The sequence below is a fragment of the Leifsonia sp. McL0607 genome, assembly GCF_049993355.1.
Taxonomy (GTDB): domain Bacteria; phylum Actinomycetota; class Actinomycetes; order Actinomycetales; family Microbacteriaceae; genus Leifsonia.
This window is the reverse complement of sequence record NZ_CP188253.1, coordinates 196,475-212,463: the sequence shown is the minus strand read 5'-3', so window position 1 is coordinate 212,463 and position 15,989 is coordinate 196,475. Positions and strand designations below refer to the sequence as shown.

Annotated in this window: 18 protein-coding genes; 9 read left to right on the top strand and 9 right to left on the bottom strand. The window is 68.2% G+C overall.

The genetic code is table 11. The annotated features are described in order from the left end of the window. Window positions 1-15: 15 nt before the first annotated feature. From ACPPVW_RS00995 to ACPPVW_RS00980, 4 genes are all read left to right on the top strand, one after another. On the top strand, window positions 16-849 hold the full coding sequence (locus ACPPVW_RS00995) for an IS5 family transposase (RefSeq protein ID WP_426623674.1): 834 nt from the start codon (window positions 16-18) through the stop codon (window positions 847-849). 219 nt (window positions 850-1,068) lie between these two features. Continuing rightward, window positions 1,069-1,374, top strand: coding sequence for a hypothetical protein (locus ACPPVW_RS00990; protein ID WP_426624706.1), 306 nt, complete (start codon window positions 1,069-1,071; stop codon window positions 1,372-1,374). Window positions 1,375-1,815: 441 nt separating this feature from the next. Beyond that, window positions 1,816-2,322 (top strand): hypothetical protein, encoded by a 507-nt coding sequence (locus tag ACPPVW_RS00985; protein WP_426624705.1) that lies wholly within the window; start codon window positions 1,816-1,818, stop codon window positions 2,320-2,322. Beyond that, complete coding sequence (locus ACPPVW_RS00980) at window positions 2,319-3,881, top strand: FAD-dependent monooxygenase (RefSeq protein WP_426624704.1); 1,563 nt, start codon at window positions 2,319-2,321, stop codon at window positions 3,879-3,881. The genes ACPPVW_RS00985 and ACPPVW_RS00980 overlap by 4 nt, the downstream gene beginning before the upstream one ends. A gap of 181 nt (window positions 3,882-4,062) precedes the next feature. On the opposite strand, the gene ACPPVW_RS00975 is transcribed toward ACPPVW_RS00980, so the two are convergent. Beyond that, complete coding sequence (locus tag ACPPVW_RS00975; RefSeq protein ID WP_426624703.1) at window positions 4,063-4,662, bottom strand: hypothetical protein; 600 nt, start codon at window positions 4,660-4,662, stop codon at window positions 4,063-4,065. Between the two features lie 83 nt (window positions 4,663-4,745). Next, window positions 4,746-5,288 (bottom strand): DapH/DapD/GlmU-related protein, encoded by a 543-nt coding sequence (locus tag ACPPVW_RS00970; RefSeq protein WP_426624702.1) that lies wholly within the window; start codon window positions 5,286-5,288, stop codon window positions 4,746-4,748. Between the two features lie 86 nt (window positions 5,289-5,374). Here ACPPVW_RS00970 and ACPPVW_RS00965 point away from each other — a divergent pair, with 86 nt between their 5' ends. Further along, on the top strand, window positions 5,375-5,941 hold the full coding sequence (locus ACPPVW_RS00965) for a GNAT family N-acetyltransferase (RefSeq protein ID WP_426624701.1): 567 nt from the start codon (window positions 5,375-5,377) through the stop codon (window positions 5,939-5,941). Window positions 5,942-6,029: 88 nt separating this feature from the next. Here ACPPVW_RS00965 and ACPPVW_RS00960 read toward each other — a convergent pair whose 3' ends face one another. The 6 genes from ACPPVW_RS00960 to ACPPVW_RS00935 all read right to left on the bottom strand — a co-directional run bounded on the left by ACPPVW_RS00960 (window position 6,030) and on the right by ACPPVW_RS00935 (window position 10,286). Next, on the bottom strand, window positions 6,030-6,806 hold the full coding sequence (locus ACPPVW_RS00960) for an ABC transporter permease (RefSeq protein ID WP_426624700.1): 777 nt from the start codon (window positions 6,804-6,806) through the stop codon (window positions 6,030-6,032). After that, window positions 6,806-7,615 (bottom strand): ABC transporter ATP-binding protein, encoded by an 810-nt coding sequence (locus ACPPVW_RS00955; protein WP_426626226.1) that lies wholly within the window; start codon window positions 7,613-7,615, stop codon window positions 6,806-6,808. The genes ACPPVW_RS00960 and ACPPVW_RS00955 overlap by 1 nt, the downstream gene beginning before the upstream one ends. After that, complete coding sequence (locus tag ACPPVW_RS00950) at window positions 7,615-7,986, bottom strand: DUF1048 domain-containing protein (protein ID WP_426624699.1); 372 nt, start codon at window positions 7,984-7,986, stop codon at window positions 7,615-7,617. The genes ACPPVW_RS00955 and ACPPVW_RS00950 overlap by 1 nt, the downstream gene beginning before the upstream one ends. 1 nt (window position 7,987) lies before the next feature. Beyond that, the gene (locus ACPPVW_RS00945) at window positions 7,988-8,317 is read right to left on the bottom strand and encodes a PadR family transcriptional regulator (protein ID WP_426624698.1); all 330 of its coding nucleotides are present in this window, start codon (window positions 8,315-8,317) and stop codon (window positions 7,988-7,990) included. A 132-nt stretch (window positions 8,318-8,449) separates the two neighbouring features. Beyond that, on the bottom strand, window positions 8,450-9,145 hold the full coding sequence (locus ACPPVW_RS00940) for an alpha/beta family hydrolase (RefSeq protein WP_426624697.1): 696 nt from the start codon (window positions 9,143-9,145) through the stop codon (window positions 8,450-8,452). Between the two features lie 67 nt (window positions 9,146-9,212). Then, window positions 9,213-10,286: an MIP/aquaporin family protein gene (locus ACPPVW_RS00935; protein WP_426624696.1), complete on the bottom strand. Its 1,074-nt coding sequence runs from the start codon at window positions 10,284-10,286 to the stop codon at window positions 9,213-9,215. A gap of 146 nt (window positions 10,287-10,432) precedes the next feature. Between ACPPVW_RS00935 and ACPPVW_RS00930 the strand changes: the two genes are divergently transcribed. From ACPPVW_RS00930 to ACPPVW_RS00915, 4 genes are all read left to right on the top strand, one after another. After that, window positions 10,433-11,497 carry an NAD(P)H-dependent flavin oxidoreductase gene (locus ACPPVW_RS00930; RefSeq protein ID WP_426624695.1) on the top strand — a complete coding sequence of 355 codons (1,065 nt, stop codon included), beginning with the start codon at window positions 10,433-10,435 and terminating at the stop codon, window positions 11,495-11,497. A 529-nt stretch (window positions 11,498-12,026) separates the two neighbouring features. Then, window positions 12,027-13,391 carry a hypothetical protein gene (locus tag ACPPVW_RS00925; RefSeq protein WP_426624694.1) on the top strand — a complete coding sequence of 455 codons (1,365 nt, stop codon included), beginning with the start codon at window positions 12,027-12,029 and terminating at the stop codon, window positions 13,389-13,391. A 41-nt stretch (window positions 13,392-13,432) separates the two neighbouring features. Next, window positions 13,433-13,576 carry a hypothetical protein gene (locus ACPPVW_RS00920; protein ID WP_426624693.1) on the top strand — a complete coding sequence of 48 codons (144 nt, stop codon included), beginning with the start codon at window positions 13,433-13,435 and terminating at the stop codon, window positions 13,574-13,576. Window positions 13,577-14,104: 528 nt separating this feature from the next. Further along, window positions 14,105-15,469, top strand: coding sequence for a hypothetical protein (locus ACPPVW_RS00915; protein WP_426624692.1), 1,365 nt, complete (start codon window positions 14,105-14,107; stop codon window positions 15,467-15,469). Window positions 15,470-15,816: 347 nt separating this feature from the next. Here the strand turns inward: ACPPVW_RS00915 and ACPPVW_RS00910 are convergent, their stop codons facing one another. After that, complete coding sequence (locus ACPPVW_RS00910) at window positions 15,817-15,954, bottom strand: hypothetical protein (protein ID WP_426624691.1); 138 nt, start codon at window positions 15,952-15,954, stop codon at window positions 15,817-15,819. Window positions 15,955-15,989 lie beyond the last annotated feature (35 nt).

Here is a 15,989-nt window from a genome sequence, read left to right as displayed (position 1 = left end):
TTTCCAGGACGCCTCGTGCCCGCTGTTCCATCTTCGATCATTGACCCGATCTGGCACCAGTTCGAAGCGCTCATCCCGCCCGTGGTGGATGAGCATCCGCTTGGGTGTCACCGGCCACGTGTTCCGGACCGGGTCGTGTTCGACAAGCTGGTGCAGGTGCTCGTGCTCGGCGCCGCGTACGCAAAGATCGCCGACAGCGCCTGCTCGGCGACCACGATCCGTCGACGGCGGGATGAATGGATCGTCGCGGGGATCTTCACCATGCTGGAGCAGATCTGTCTGGACTCCTACGACAAGATGATCGGACTGCAACTGGGTGACTTGTCCGTGGACGGGTGCATCGTGAAAGCCCCCTGCGGTGGCGAAGCTGCCGGCCGTTCCCCGGTAGACCGTGGGAAACAGGGCACGAAACGCTCCCTCCTGGTCGATGGGCGAGGGATTCCACTCGGATGCGTTGTCGCCGGCGCGAACCGTCCAGACTCCCCGCTGCTTGGTCCGACCCTGGAGAAACTGAGCCGGTTCGGCTTCAACCTTCCCGAGCGAATCACGGTGCACCTGGACGCAGGCTACGACAACACCAAAACCCGCGACCTACTCGACGTCCTCGGGTGCGACTACGTCATCAGCAAGAAGGGCGAACCGCTACAAGCCGGCGCTCGGTGGGTCGTGGAGAGAACGAACTCCTGGCACAACCGCGGATTCCGGAAACTCCAGATCTGCACCGAGGTCCGCACCCGCGTGATCGACGCGTTCATCGCCCTCGCCGCCGCGATCATCACCACCCGCAGCCTCATCCGCGAAGCCTGGACCCGCTACCGCTGGAACACCAGACCCAACCGACAACCATGACCTACCGGCGCGACCTCTTAGGCAAGCGCCTCTCGCGACTGAAGAAAAGCGAAAGCTGCGGCGCGACCTCTTAGTGCCGTCATCGTCCCGATTCTCTTGGGCGTCATCGGGCCGCTGATATCTCGTGAGGCGGGCAGCCGCGAGTACCGGCGTATCAAACGCCACGCTCAACTTCGGTCGTTGCTTGCAGACGGGAGTGAAGCGGCCAAGAAGATGGACGTGCTTCTTGACCACGAGGTCGGCCGCCTCGCGGATCGTTCCTCGGCGCGGGCTTCGAGAAAGCTGAACGGCGGGAACCTGGCCGCGATCGTGGTCGTTTCACTGATCGGCGGTCTTGTCTCATTCGGCCTCGTGACGTGGGCGCAAGCGAGTACCGGCTTCTGGGCATGGGTCGCGTGGGTTGCCTTCGGACTATGGACGTTAAGTGTTCTGGTCTTCGTGCTCGTCGGAGGACTGGCTAACTTGTATAAGACGGAAGATGTCGAGTCGGATGCCGCAGCGTCAGTAACAGCGGATGGTAGCTGAGTGGGGTTCCCCTTCAACGTGTAACCGCCCGCGCAGGCTTCGTGACGGCCCGCGTATTCGAGGCGCGTCGTCGCGTGCATCGTGCCGACTCTCCCGAGCAGCGCAAGGCCCCCACATCTTCGGCCGTACGCCGAAGACCGCCCCCGCTAGGACCTTCGACACTTCTGCCCCGAGACTGGTGGGCACATCGTGTTGATCATGCAGAAGCTCAAGCGCAGTACCGCCCCATCGCGGACACGGCGGGTGGTCGGGCTCTCGGCGATCAGCGCAGGGGTCTTCCTGATCCTGACGGGTCCGCTGCTGTTCCTGGATCGCCGGCGCGGCCGAACGATACCAGGGTCCAGGGCCGCGGAGTCCATCACAGCTCGTACCGACGATGCCGGCCGGTCAGGCCCGGCTCCGCGCGTGCCTGCCTGGGCGGCAGTGGCACGGTGCGTCGGCATGAGTTTCGCCATGCTGGCGCTGCGCAGGGTGCACCTTCCGCAGGACAACGTGGGCAGGATTCTGCGCTTCGCCGACGGCAGCACCGCACGGGTGTTTCGGGAGACGAGAGTCGACGTCGCTCCACCGTCCGATCCGTGCCTCCTCGTGGTCGCCTTCACCCTCCGCCTTGTCAGCGGCCCGGCGCATCGCCTCTTCGAGGTCGAGAGCGTGCTCAACACCCCGCTTTTCGTCGGGTTCCCGGGCCTGGTCTCCAAGCTCTGGTGCGCCCATGACTCGAACGGCGTGTACCGGGGTGTGTACGAGTGGGACGGCCCGCAGAGCGCTCAGCGCTATGCCTCCTCCTTGTGGCGGGTCCTCGAAATCGGGTGTGTCCCGGGCTCGATCCGGTATCACGTGGTGCCGGGACTCACCCGCGACCAAGTCCTCGTCGAGCCTGCCCTGTTGTCGGTGGTGGCGGGCGAGTCGGCCGCCGACGCCTGGTGGTGCCTGACCGGGTCGTCATGACGACCGACACCGATGTCCTCGTCGTCGGAGCCGGGCCGACAGGGCTGACGACGGCACTCGAAGCGAGTGCTCACGGCGCGAGTGTGCGGATCGTCGACCGGCGTTCGCAGCTCTTCCGTCCGTCGAGGGCGATGATGCTCCACGCCCGTGCCCTCGAATGTCTGCGTCCGCTCGGGGTCACGACCGAGCTTCTCGACAGGGCCGACACGTCGCCGGAGGTCCGGCTTCATCTCGGAGTCAGGGCGGTGCAGGTCCGACTGGGGCGCGTGGACCTTTCCGACACGGCCTTTCCTCATCTGACGCTCGTGCGTCAGGCCGACGTGGAGGACGTGCTGTGCTCTGCTCTGCTCGCGCGCGGGATCCGTGTGGAATGGGGAACGGAGTTCGTGGGCCCCCGCGCCATCGGCGGCGGAGAGGGCGGCGTCCGCGCCGTGCTGCGGTCGCCCGGGAGCCGCGACACGCAGCATCGGTCCCGGTTCGTCGTCGGATGCGACGGGCAGACGAGCACGGTGCGCACGCTCGTCGGTGCGGCGTGGCGTGGCGCGCCGTACCGGGTGGAGGCGATCCTGGCCGACATCGAGCTGGGCTCGGCGCTGGAGCCCGGACTGCTCCACGTGGCTGTCGGACCTTCGGGCCTGACGTTCCTCTTCGCTCTCGGCGAGGGGGCCACCTGGCGCATGCTCGCCACGCGTCCCGCCCGCGCAGCGGCCTCCGGATCGTTCGGCCAGCTGGGGCCCAGTGTGCCTGCGGACGAGGTACGGCTGCTGCTCCGCGGAACAGGCCTCGCCGGGACGATCGAGCGGGTCAGCTGGTCCGCCCGTGTGCCGTTGCAGCATCGCGTGGCGAGCGTGTTCCGGAGAGGGTCGCTCTTCCTTGCCGGCGACGCGGCTCACGCGCACTCGCCGGCTGGCGGGCAGGGGATGAACAACGGCATCCTCGACGCCGTCAACCTCGGCTGGAAGCTCGGTTTCGCAGCGACAGGCTCGCCCACGCCGGAACTGCTCGATTCGTACGAAGTGGAGCGCCGCCGGGCAGCTCAGGAGGTTCTGGTGCTCACGCATCTCATCTTCTTCGCTGAGGCCTCACCCAACCCGGTCGCGCGGCTCGGCCGGGGCGTGCTTCTGCCTGTCGTCGCTCCGCTGCTGCCGCTGCTCATGCGTCAGAGGCTCCTCACCGCGGCGGCCGTCAGGCTCCTCGCCCAGCCGTATGTGCGCTACCGGCACAGTCCGATCTCGCGCGACGCCCTGCCGCGTGGAGGGCGCCGGTCACGGCCCGGCGACAGGCTTCCCGACCAGACCGTCGTGGTGGACGGAGGTACGGCGCGCCTTCACCAGCTGACCGCGAGTCCCGGCATCCATCTCCTGCTCGGAAGGGACGTTCCGGACGACGCCGCGGACGACACCCTGCCGACGGGGCCGATGCTGCATCGGCACCGACTTGACGACCGTCCGGGCACGGAGCTCGTCGCAGTGCGCCCGGATGGCTACATCGGGTTCCGTTGCGAAGCGGGCGACCGTCATCTCCTCGCTGAGTGGTTGCAGCGCCTCGGGGCACTCTGAGACGGTGTGCAGTGATCTGTGAAAGCGTGTCGTAGATCGCGCACATTCGCCCCGAAAGATGCGAATAGCGCAGATATTCGCGCGATTCGCGGTGAGTCGCGCGCCCCGATCGAGCTACGCCCGCCGGACGACCACTTGCACCGTCCCGCTCTCGGCCGTGCCGAATCTGCGGTTCGAGGGGTCACGGTTCCGACGTCAGCCGCGCATACGCGATCGTCGTCTGCAGCCAGATCCAGCTGCCGGTAGCGCTGCCCCGCACGAGGTCCACGTGCATCGTGTCGCCGGGGTCGATCGAAGCGGTGCCGAGGTGGAGGGTGCGCACCTGAGGCTGATCCAGTGTCCAACTCTGCGGGCCCGCGCCGGTGTTGGCCGACGCCTCGATCGTCACCGTCGCGCCCAGGTCGAGGAAGAACGGGACGACGGTCCAGCCGATGTCGTAGGCGTGCGGCTCGGTGATGGCGAAGTCCGACGGCGTGAAGCGCAGCGAGATCCGGAACCAGTCCGGCGGCTGGCTGGGGTGGACGTCCCACGAGTAGAAGAACGCCGGGTTGAGGTCGGGCGCGAACAGCACGTCGCCGGTGGCGATGGCCGACGGGAGGGTGAGGTTCACCCCCGTGGCGAGGTTGCGGGCGAGATGCCCGGCGTCGATCGTGGCGATGGTGCCGGGGAACTCGCCCACCGGGAGGCTGGCGAGCTGCCCACGAAGCCGGTCGGCGAAGTCGGCGAGCTCCGAACGTTTCGGACGCCGGGCGCTGCTCGGCGGGTTCGTGATGTCGTCCATGGTGCCGCACCCTACGCCGCTGCCGCCGCCGTGGCGCTACCCGGCCTCCATCGATTCGCGCAATGGGTGAGAGGCGGCCCGCCTCAGAACTCCCGCAGCACCCGCCCCTTCGGCCCTGCCACCAGTGTCCCCGCGGGCACGTCCTCCGCGATCACCGCGCCGGCCGCGATCACCGCGTCCCGTCCGATCGTGACGCCCGGGAGGATCGTCGCGCCCGCGCCGATCCAGACGTTCTCGGCGACGTCGATGGGGCCGCCGGTCAGCCAGTTGCGGCGGTCCTCCACGTCGACCGGGTGCCCGACCGTGATGAAGGTGACCTTCGGCGCGATCATCACGCGCTCGGCCAGCCGGATGCCGGCGTAGTCGAGGAACGTGCAGTTCTGGTTGATGAAGACCCGCTCCGCCAGCTGGAGGTTCAGCCCGTGGTCGGTGAAGAACGGCGGGTAGATCGTCACCCGCTCGGGCAGCGGGCGGCCCAGGATCTGCTCGAAAAGCTCCGCCTTGCCCGCCTCGTCGTCGAACGGCAGGACATTCAAGCGCGACGTCAGCTCGGTCGCGCGAAGCACCCGCTCCGACATCGCCTGGAACTCGGGGGAGTGGATGCGCGTGAGGAGGTCGCTGGACACTCCACGATCCTCCCGCTGTCCCCGGCGGCGTGCTCGACGGACACGCCACGCTCGGCACTGTCGGTCCTCCCGGGTACGCTCGGGGCATGTCGATCGAGGTGCTGCCCGCGACCGGTCGCTGGGACGACTTCGCCAGCTTCATGGTGCCGCGCAAGCCGGGCGGCGGCGGCTGCGTCTGCATGTCGTATCGCGACGCACGACTGCCGATGCCTGAGCGCATCGACTACATGCACCGCGAGTGCGAGACCGAGCCGGGGCCGGGCGTGCTGGTGTACGCCGACGGGGAGGTCGCCGGCTGGTGCTCCGTCGCGCCCAAGTCGACCTATCGGCGGCTGATGAACTCGCGCACCATCCCGCATGTCGACGAGGAGCTCGACCCGTGGTCGATCGTCTGCTTCGTCGTGCGCGGAGGCTTCCGCAAGCGCGGGCTGATGCACGACCTCCTCGACGGCGCGGTCGAGCACGCACGCGCGAAGGGCGCGGCGATCGTGGAGGGCTACCCGGTCGACACCGCCGGCGAACGCGTGGACGTCATCAGCGGCTACGTCGGAACCGTCGAGCTGTTCGAGAAGCACGGTTTCGCCCGGCTGCAGGCCACAGAAGCCCACTCCGGCGGCAGCGTCCGCTGGATCATGCGCCGCGAGCTCGGCTGAGCCCGCATGGCCGGCTGAGAGACGAGAGACGGCCGCCGACCCCTCAGGATCGGCGGCCGTCTCGTCGCTGGGAGATGGAGGGCCCGGCTCACCCGCGGCTGATCCGCCGCCGGTAGATCGACATCGCGAAGCCGTAGGCGACCACGAGGATGCCGACGCACCAGGCGAGGGCGATCCAGATGTCCCCGCTGACCGGCTGCTCGGCGAAGAGCGCCCGGATCGTGTCGACGATCGGCGTCACCGGCTGGTGCTCGGCGAACCACGCCACCGGAGCCGGCATGGTGTTCGTGGGCACGAACGCCGAGCTGATGAACGGCAGGAAGATCAACGGGTAGGCGAACGCCCCCGCACCATCCACGCTCTTCGCCGAGAGGCCGGCGATGACGGCCACCCAGGTCAGCGCCAAGGTGAACAGGACGAGGATGCCGGCGACCCCCAGCCAGGCGAGCGCGCTCGCCCCGGTGCGGAAGCCGATCAGCAGCGCCACCAGCACGACCAGCACGACCGAGATCATGTTGGCGACCAGCGAGGTGAGCACGTGCGCCCACAGGATGCTCGACCGGGCGATCGGCATCGACTGGAACCGCTCGAAGATCCCTCCTTGCAGGTCCATGAACAGTCGGTACGACGTGTACGAGATGCCGGAGGCGATCGTGATCAGCATGATCCCGGGCAGCAGGTAGTTCACGTACGAACCGGTGTCCGGACCGGTGTTGATCGCGCCGCCGAGGACGAACACGAACAGCAGCATGAGGGCGATCGGCACGATGGTGACCGTGATGATCGTGTCCAGGCTGCGCGTGATGTGCTTCATGGACCGCCCGGTGAGGACTGTGGTGTCTGCGACGAAGTTCGCGGTGGACATCAGGACTCCTTCGAGGTCTCGGGGGCCGGGGTCTGCGTGGAGGCCGCTGGTCCGACGATGGCGAGGAACACGTCCTCGAGGCTGGGCTGCTTCTCCACGTACTCGACCTGGGCCGGGGGGAGGAGCTGCTTGAGCTCGGCGAGCGTGCCGTTCGCGATGATGCGGCCCTCGTGGAGGATCGCGATGCGGTCGGCGAGCTGCTCCGCCTCGTCGAGGTACTGCGTGGTGAGCAACACGGTGGTGCCGCGGCCGGCGAGGCGCTTGACCGTCTCCCAGACCTCGAGGCGCGCTTGCGGGTCGAGTCCGGTCGTCGGCTCGTCGAGGAACACCACCGGCGGGTCGCCGATGAGGCTCATCGCGATGTCGAGGCGGCGGCGCATACCTCCCGAATACGTGCCCACCTTGCGGCCGCCTGCGTCGGTCAGTGAGAAGCGGGCCAGCAGGTCGTCGGCGATGCCGGCGGGGTTCTTCAGGTGGCGGAGGCGGGCGACCAGGATGAGGTTCTCGCGTCCGCTGAGGATCTCGTCGACGGCGGCGAACTGCCCGGTGAGGCTGATCGACCTCCGCACGTCGTCGGACTGGCGGGCGACGTCGAACCCGTTGACGGTCGCGGTTCCGGTGTCTCCCCTGAGCAGGGTGGACAGGATCTTCACCGCGGTGGTCTTGCCGGCGCCGTTCGAGCCGAGGAGGCCGAAGATGGTGCCCTTCTCGACGTCGAAGTCGACGCCGCGCAGCACGTGGAGGTCTTTGTAGGACTTCTCGAGGCCGCGCACCTGGATGGCGGGTGCGGCTGTCGTGGTCGGGGTCATCATTCCTTCTCCTGGGCTCGTTCGGCCGCCTCGACGGCCTCGGTGAGGCGGGCGCGCTCCTTGTCGATCCAGCGGGTGCCGACGTAGGCGGCGGCGAACTCGTCGGCGAACTCGACCGGGTCGTCGCCGACGATCTCGCGGATCGGCGTGCCGTCGGTGGCCGCACGCTCGAAGAGGTCGACGAAGTCGCCCATCATCGTCATGATCGTGTCGCCGTCGACGATGCCGCCGTTGTACATGAGGTAGCGGTTGACCGCCTTCGCGACGCCGTTGTAGGGCTCGGGGAGAGCCTCCAGGCGGGCCTTGAGCTGCCGGTACTGCTTCTTCTGCTCGAGCGATCCGGTGACCAGCTCGATCCACTTCGACGCCATTTCAGTGTCCTCCATCTCGGAGCTGTTCAAGCCGTTCTGCGAGGAAGCTCCAGGTCCTCCAGAATTCTTCGAGGTATTCGCGTCCCGCTGCGTTGAGCGAGTACACCTTGCGGGGCGGCCCCTTCTCGGACGGGACCTTCTCTACGTCGACGAGGCCGCGCTGCTCCACTCGGACGAGCAGGGCGTACACGGTGCCCTCGGCGATGTCGTCGAACCCCTGGTCACGCAGCCACGAGGTGATCTCGTATCCGTACGCGGACCGGGTCGACAGGATGGCGAGGACGATGCCCTCGAGAGTGCCCTTCAGCATCTCGGTGGTCTGCTTGCCCATGACGCCCTCCTAACTACTCAGTGCTGTTGACTACCACTAGATAGTAACGCCGAGTACCAGTAGTTAGCAACACTGAATAGCAATTTTTTCTTCGCGCCTCAAAAGGGCGAGCGGCAGGGAGGCGGGAGGGGGTCAGCGGGAGGTGGGCGCCGACAGCACATCGTCGATGAACGCGGAGGTCGTCGCCACGATCAGCTCGCGCACATCGCGGGCGCCGAACGGCGACGACTTCAGCGTCTTCATCCCGTGGTCGGCACCGGGCACAGTCACGACGCGGAGGCTCGCGCGGTCGCCGGGCGCGGCCTCCACCGCGGCGCGCAACAGCTCGGCGCCGCCGAAGGTGTCGCGATCGCCCTGCAGCACGAGGGTGGGCACCGTCGGCGTCAGCAGTTCGTCGAGGCGCGAGGCGTCGGGCCGGCCGGGCGGATGGAGGGGAAACGCCAGGCACAGCACGGCGGCGGCTCCGGTGGCGCCGGCGGTGCGGCAGGCCACGCGTGCTCCAGCGCTACGACCGCCCACGATCACCGGGAGGCCGCCCGCGAGCTCATCGACGGCGGGTGCGGTCTCGAGCCAGGCGGCGTCGAGCGCGGGCGCGCGGGAGGCCACCCGCCTGCCGGCGACCCGCCAGGGCTGCTCGTACCGGGCCACGGTGATCCCGGTGGAGGGGAGTTCGGAGGCGAGCGCCACGAGATCGGCCGCACCGATGCCACCGCCCGCACCATGGCCGATCCAGAGCAGCGCACGGGGCTGAGCGGCCGCCGCCACGGTCAGGCGCCCCTGGCCGGCCGCGGTCGGGACCTCGATCACCACCTCGGCCGCTGAGTCCACACCATGACGCTACCGGGCGCGGCGCGCGGCCGCGTCCGGCAGCTCGGCGATGCCCGCCGGGTGCCGCTCACCGGCCGTTCGGTGAGCGCGGCCCGCCGCCGCGGCGAGGCGCGCGGGTGTCGGCGCGGGTCACGATGTCCGGCTCAGGTGTGTCTGGGCCCGGCGGCCGCTCGGCCGCGAGGGCCGCGTCCGCCGCGGCAGCGTCGGCGGCGATGTCCGCGGGTACGCGCCCGGGCACGAGCGGCTTCGCCCGCAGCAGGCGCGCGTGCAGGACGTCGCCGACGAAGAGGTCGTACACGAGCACGCCGATCACGCCGCCGATCAGCGGCCCGAGGATGGGCACCCACATGTAGCCGCTGAACCAGGCCCCGTTTCCGGGCACCGCGAGATTCCCCCAGCCGGCGACCCAGGCGAGCAGACGCGGCCCGAGGTCACGAGCCGGGTTGATCGCGTAGCCTGCGTTGGCGCCGTACGACATGCCGATGGCGGCGACGGCGAAGCCGACGATCAGCGGGCCGAGGTTCGACTGCACCGCCGTGTTGCGCATGTCGATGACGGCGACGATCAGGAGGACCAGGAACATCGTCCCGACGATCTGGTCGAACAGCGGCCCCCACATGTTGCCGTTGTAATACGGGGCGGGGAAGGTCGCGAAGATCGAGAACGACGCCAACGTGTGGCCGTTCACCTTCGCACCTTTGCTCGCTGCATCGAACGCCCCGATCGCGGGAGCGTAGACGCCGAGCACGAGGGCTGCTGCGACGAACGCGCCGAGCAGCTGGGACGCCATGTAAGGGAGGACCTTCACCCAGGCGAATCCGCGTCGCACCGCGAAGGCGAGTGTCACGGCCGGGTTCAGGTGAGCGCCGCTCACGCCTCCGGCGATGTAGACGCCGAAGACGACGGCCATCGCCCATCCCCACGTGATCAGGAGCCAGTCGCCGGTGCCCAGGAAGAAGGTCGTCGGGCCTTCGGTTCGGCCCGACCCGGGGAGTGCCGCGACGGCCATCGCCACCACTCCGTCACCGAACGCGATCAGGACGAACGTCCCGAGGAACTCAGCGAGGCATTCGCCCCAGAGCCCTCCGCGCCGTTTGAGGCCCCAGCCCCGGACCAGGACAGGGATCGTGTCATCGCTCATTTCCGCACCTCCGCACGGGAACAGGTACGGGCGCGCTGGTGCGCGTCCTGGCGCGCCATCGCGCCGATATGATCAGTGGTACGCCAATATGTGCGATTGTGCAATGAAGTCTTTTTGCGCACGCGCACAGATCGGGAGACGTGTGAATGAGTCTGACCAGCCGGCTGGGAATCGACGTGCCGGTGGTGCTGGGTCCGTTCGGCGGGCTCTCATCCATCGACCTGACCGCGGCCGTGAGCACGGCGGGCGGTCTGGGCTCGTACGGGCTGTACGGATTCGACGGCGACCGAATCCGCGCGACGGCGACCGAACTGCGCGCTCGCACTGATCGCCCCTTCGCGCTCAACCTCTGGCTGCCGCACCGGGAGGCCGGGGAGCACGATCCCGCGGCGTTCGATCGTGGAGAGTTCGACCGCGCCGTCGAGGGGATGGCCGAGTTGTACGCGGAGGCCGGGGTGCGGCCTCCCGAGTGGCCCGTCGCGCCGCTTCCCCGGTTCGACGAGCAGCTGGAGGCCGCCCTCGACGCCAGACCGGCCGCGCTCAGCTTCGTGTTCGGCGTGCCGTCGCGCAACGTGGTCGAGGAGGCGCACCGCCGGGGGATCGTGGTCATCGGTGCCGCGACGACGGTCGACGAGGCGCGGGCTCAGGAGGCCGGGGGCGTGGACGCCGTCGTCGCTTCCGGAGCCGAGGCTGCGGGCCACCGGTCCTCGTTCCTTCTCGAGTCGGAGCGGAGCCTGGTGGGCGGCCTCTCACTCATCCCGCAGGTCGTGGACGCCGTCGGCATCCCGGTGATCGCGGCGGGTGGGATCGCCGACCGCCGGGGCGTGGCCGCCGCGTTCGCGCTCGGAGCCTCGGCGGTGCAGGCCGGTACGGTCTTCCTCGCCACGGCGCAGTCCGCGGCGCCGGCGATCCACCGCGAGCGCATCCGCGCCGCGCTCGCCACTGACACCGTGCTCACCCGCGCCATGAGCGGCCGGGTCGCCCGCGGCCTCCCGAACCGCGCCGTGCGCTCGATCGAGCAGAGCGGTGCGGGCGCGACTTTCCCGCTGCAGAACATCCTCACCGGCGTGTTCCGCCGCGCGGCGCAGGCGCAGGGCGACCGACCGGAGCTGCTTTCGCTCTGGATGGGTCAGAGCGCCGGGCTGTCGCGGTTCGACGATGCGGCCGATGTGTTCGCCGAGCTCGCGGCGGGCGTGCCCGACGGCCGGTGACGCCCGCCGGCAGAATCGCGTGGTGCGGCCGTCCTGCCTGTATGCGGACACCCGGGTCGTCTTGCTTGGCGTCGCTCACTGCCGATGGAACCGCGAACCTGGCGCCGGCGTCGTCGTACTGGGCGCTGAGGTCGCGGGGTGGGGGTCGGGCGGTGGTTCCGCCCTCCGAGTCGGGTGGGGATGCGGAAGCGGGCGGCGACGAATGCTGGCTCGCCTTCGGGTGCCGCGAGTGCGGTGTGGTCCGCAAAGCGCAGGGGCTATGCGTGCGTTGTGGCGCCGAGCCTCTCGCCTGACGGCGTCGCGCCGCGTGCGATCCTGGGTCGATCGGGTAACCGCATGGCATTTAGAACCATGGTATTCTATATGCTCGGCCTCCGGGCGAAACAGTGATGCAGTGCCTTGTATCGGGGCCGTCCGTGACCCTTTCCGCCGAGCAATGCCGTGTGCCCTGTGGTGCCTCTACTCGACCGAGTCGCGCGGGCACGCGAGCGTGAGCCGGGCTCCGTAGTACCCAAAATAGGAGAATTCCATGAATGAGAGCAAATCGACCGATCCGATCGCTGACGAGGCGACGACACGGGACAAAATGCTGCGGCGGCGCACGGTCGTCGGCACGGCCGCCTGGGCTGCCCCGGTGATCGCGATGTCGGTCGCTTCGCCCGCGCATGCTTCGTCGGGGCCGGTCGTGACGCTGACGTTGGACGCGCCGGCCACGGCGGTGGTCGGGATGCTGGCCCCGGACGTCGTCTACGCGACCGTTTTGGCCGACGATAGCCCTGCGGCGGGTGTGATGGTGACGTTCACCGTCGCCAACGCTTCGCTTGGTGGCTTCGGTGCAGATGGTGAGCAAACCGTGACGGAGGCCACCAACGATGCCGGTGTCGCCTACCCGCCGGCGATGCTGCTGAAGGCGGAGGGCGAGGTGGAGGTCACCGCGACGGCGAGTGGTCGCACTGCGGTAGCGCTCATCACCGGGCAGGCGGCGAACGGCACGATGGCGTTCAAGCAGTCCGAGGTCAACGCGGCTGCGGCGTCTACATTCGCCCTCAGTGGGGTGCTGACCCGGACGTCGGGTACGGGGTACCCGGCCGAGGTGAGCATCGCGTATCCGGACGGGTTCTCCGGTCCTGTCACGGTTCCTGTCGACCAGGCCACCGGTGAGTTCCTCGTCGCCGGCGTGAGCGCGGGCACCCTCGACGGTTCGATCATCGCGAGCGCGCCGGGCTTCGGGACGGCGAGCGTCGCGATCACACTGGTGCTCGGATACATCTCGACGCCCCAGGCGATATACGGGGCTGGTAAGGACCTCCCCGCTCCGCGAGGAACATATGCGATCACCGGTACGGTCAACCGGGTCACACCCGGTGCCAACCTTCCCGCCACGGTCAGCATCGCCTGGAAAACGCTTAGCGAGGGCATACAATACGAGAACGTGACCGGGTTCACGAACGGTCAGACCGTGCCGGTGGACCAACTCACCGGAGCCTTCGCTCTGCCGATCCTAACCCCCATTGACACCGGTCGGGCGGACGGTGCGGGCGGCTTCTTTGACATCTCTGCCCCCGGCTACCTAGCGTTCGAGGTCGCTGTGTACAACCGAGCCGATCCGGGCATCATCGACCTCTACAACAATATGTCGACCACGCCGGCGATAACCGTCTTCGCCCCGGGCGAGACTCGCGACGTGCCCGGACAGTCGATGAGCTGGGGGACCTTGCACGAGGTGGTATATCCCGAAGGTTTCAGTGGCCCTGCGACGTTCAGCACCGATTCACGCGGCGGGTATATCGTCCGCGGCGTGAAGGCCCCGGAATACATCACCACGGATGTGTGCCTCATGCGCGAACCTGGATCGGGGGGGTATACGTCGCGCGGAATATTCTCCGTCCTCTGATCTCGACGTCGACCAGGCCCCTTCCGCACATCCTCACCGGCGTGTTCCGCCGCGCGGCGCAGGCGCAGGGCGACCGACCGGAGCTGCTTTCGCTCTGGATGGGTCAGAGCGCCGGGCTGTCGCGGTTCGACGATGCGGCCGATGTGTTCGCCGAGCTCGCGGCGGGCGTGCCCGACGGCCGGTGACGCCCGCCGGCAGAATCGCGTGGTGCGGCCGTCCTGCCTGTATGCGGACACCCGGGTCGTCTTGCTTGGCGTCGCTCACTGCCGATGGAACCGCGAACCTGGCGCCGGCGTCGTCGTACTGGGCGCTGAGGTCGCGGGGTGGGGGTCGGGCGGTGGTTCCGCCCTCCGAGTCGGGTGGGGATGCGGAAGCGGGCGGCGACGAATGCTGGCTCGCCTTCGGGTGCCGCGAGTGCGGTGTGGTCCGCAAAGCGCAGGGGCTATGCGTGCGTTGTGGCGCCGAGCCTCTCGCCTGACGGCGTCGCGCCGCGTGCGATCCTGGGTCGATCGGGTAACCGCATGGCATTTAGAATCATGGTATAATATTTGATCGGCCTCCGGCGAAACAGTGATGCAGTGCCTTGTATTGGGGCCGTCGGTGACCCTTTCCGCCGAGCAATGCCCTGTGCCCTGTGGTGCCTCTACTCGACCGAGTCGCGCGGGCACGCGAGCGTGAGCCGGGCTCCGTAGCACCCAAAATAGGAGAATGCCATGAATGAGAGCAAATCGACCGATCCGATCGCTGACGAGGCGACGACACAGGACAAAATGCTGCGGCGGCGCACGGTCGTCGGCGCGGCCGCCTGGGCTGCCCCGGTGATCGCGATGTCGGTCGCTTCGCCCGCGCATGCTGCGTCGGGGCCGGTCGTGACGCTGACGTTGGACGCGCCGGCCACGGCGGTGGTCGGGATGCTGGCCCCGGACGTCGTCTACGCGACCGTTTTGGCCGACGATAGCCCTTCGGCGGGTGTGATGGTGACGTTCACCGTCGCCAACGCTTCGCTTGGTGGCTTCGGTGCAGATGGTGAGCAAACCGTGACGGAGGCCACCAACGATGCCGGTGTCGCCTACCCGCCGGCGATGCTGCTGAAGGCGGAGGGCGAGGTGGAGGTCACCGCGACGGCGAGTGGTCGCACTGCGGTAGCGTTCATCACCGGGCAGGCGGCGAACGGCACGATGGCGTTCAAGCAGTCCGAGGTCAACGCGGGTGCGGCGTCTACATTCGCCCTCAGTGGGGTGCTGACCCGGACGTCGGGTACGGGGTACCCGGCCGAGGTGAGCATCGCGTATCCGGACGGGTTCTCCGGTCCTGTCACGGTTCCTGTCGACCAGGCCACCGGTGAGTTCCTCGTCGCCGGCGTGAGCGCGGGCACCCTCGACGGTTCGATCACCGCGAGCGCGCCGGGCTTCGGGACGGCGAGCGTCGCGATCACACTGGTGCTCGGATACATCTCGACGCCCCAGGCGATATACGCGGCTGGTAAGGACCTCCCCGCTCCGCGAGGAACATATGCGATCACCGGTACGGTCAACCGGGTCACACCCGGTGCTGACCTTCCCGCCACGGTCAGCATCGCCTGGAAAACGCTTAGCGAGGGCATACAATACGAGAACGTGACCGGGTTCACGAACGGTCAGACCGTGCCGGTGGACCAACTCACCGGAGCCTTCGCTCTGCCGATCCTAACCCCCATTGACACCGGTCGGGCGGACGGTGCGGGCGGCTTCTTTGACATCTCTGCCCCCGGCTACCTAGCGTTCGAGGTCGCTGTGTACAACCGAGCCGATCCGGGCATCATCGACCTCTACAACAATATGTCGACCACGCCGGCGATAACCGTCTTCGCCCCGGGCGAGACTCGCGACGTGCCCGGACAGTCGATGAGCTGGGGGACCTTGCACGAGGTGGTATATCCCGAAGGTTTCAGTGGCCCTGCGACGTTCAGCACCGATTCACGCGGCGGGTATATCGTCCGCGGCGTGAAGGCCCCGGAATACATCACCACGGATGTGTGCCTCATGCGCGAACCTGGATCGGGGGGGTATACGTCGCGCGGAATATTCTCCGTCCTCTGATCTCGACGTCGACCAGGCCCCTTCCGCATCCGGCGGAGGGGGCCTGGTCGTGTGTGGCTACAGCTGATATGTAGTGCCTTCTTGTTAAGAGGGCGTGGTGAGGCGCCGTCCGGGAGTGCTCCTGGGCGGCGCCTCTTGCTTCGTGGTGTGATTGGTTGGTGAGCGTGTCTTCGACGCGCGGTCAGTCTGATATTCGCGGGTTGGTTACCGCAGGATGGTTCTTCGGCGGGAGCGGGATCGCGTGTCTAGGATCGAGCGTCGTCGACGATGTCGGCTGCTCATAGCTGTGTCGCGGGTCGCTCCTCGCGCTGCCACCGGCCTGTCAGGTCACGAAGCAGCTCAGGGGGTCAGTCGCTCATGACGGCCAACGACCAGCACCAGCCGGCGAGTTCGCGGGCGACGGCGATGTTCGCGCCGGTTCCCGAGATCACCACGAGCCCTCGCAGCGGCGGACGTGAGATCCCACCGTCTGCGTAGCACAGCACCGAGGCGATATTGGGGCTGGTGGTGCCAGGTGTCG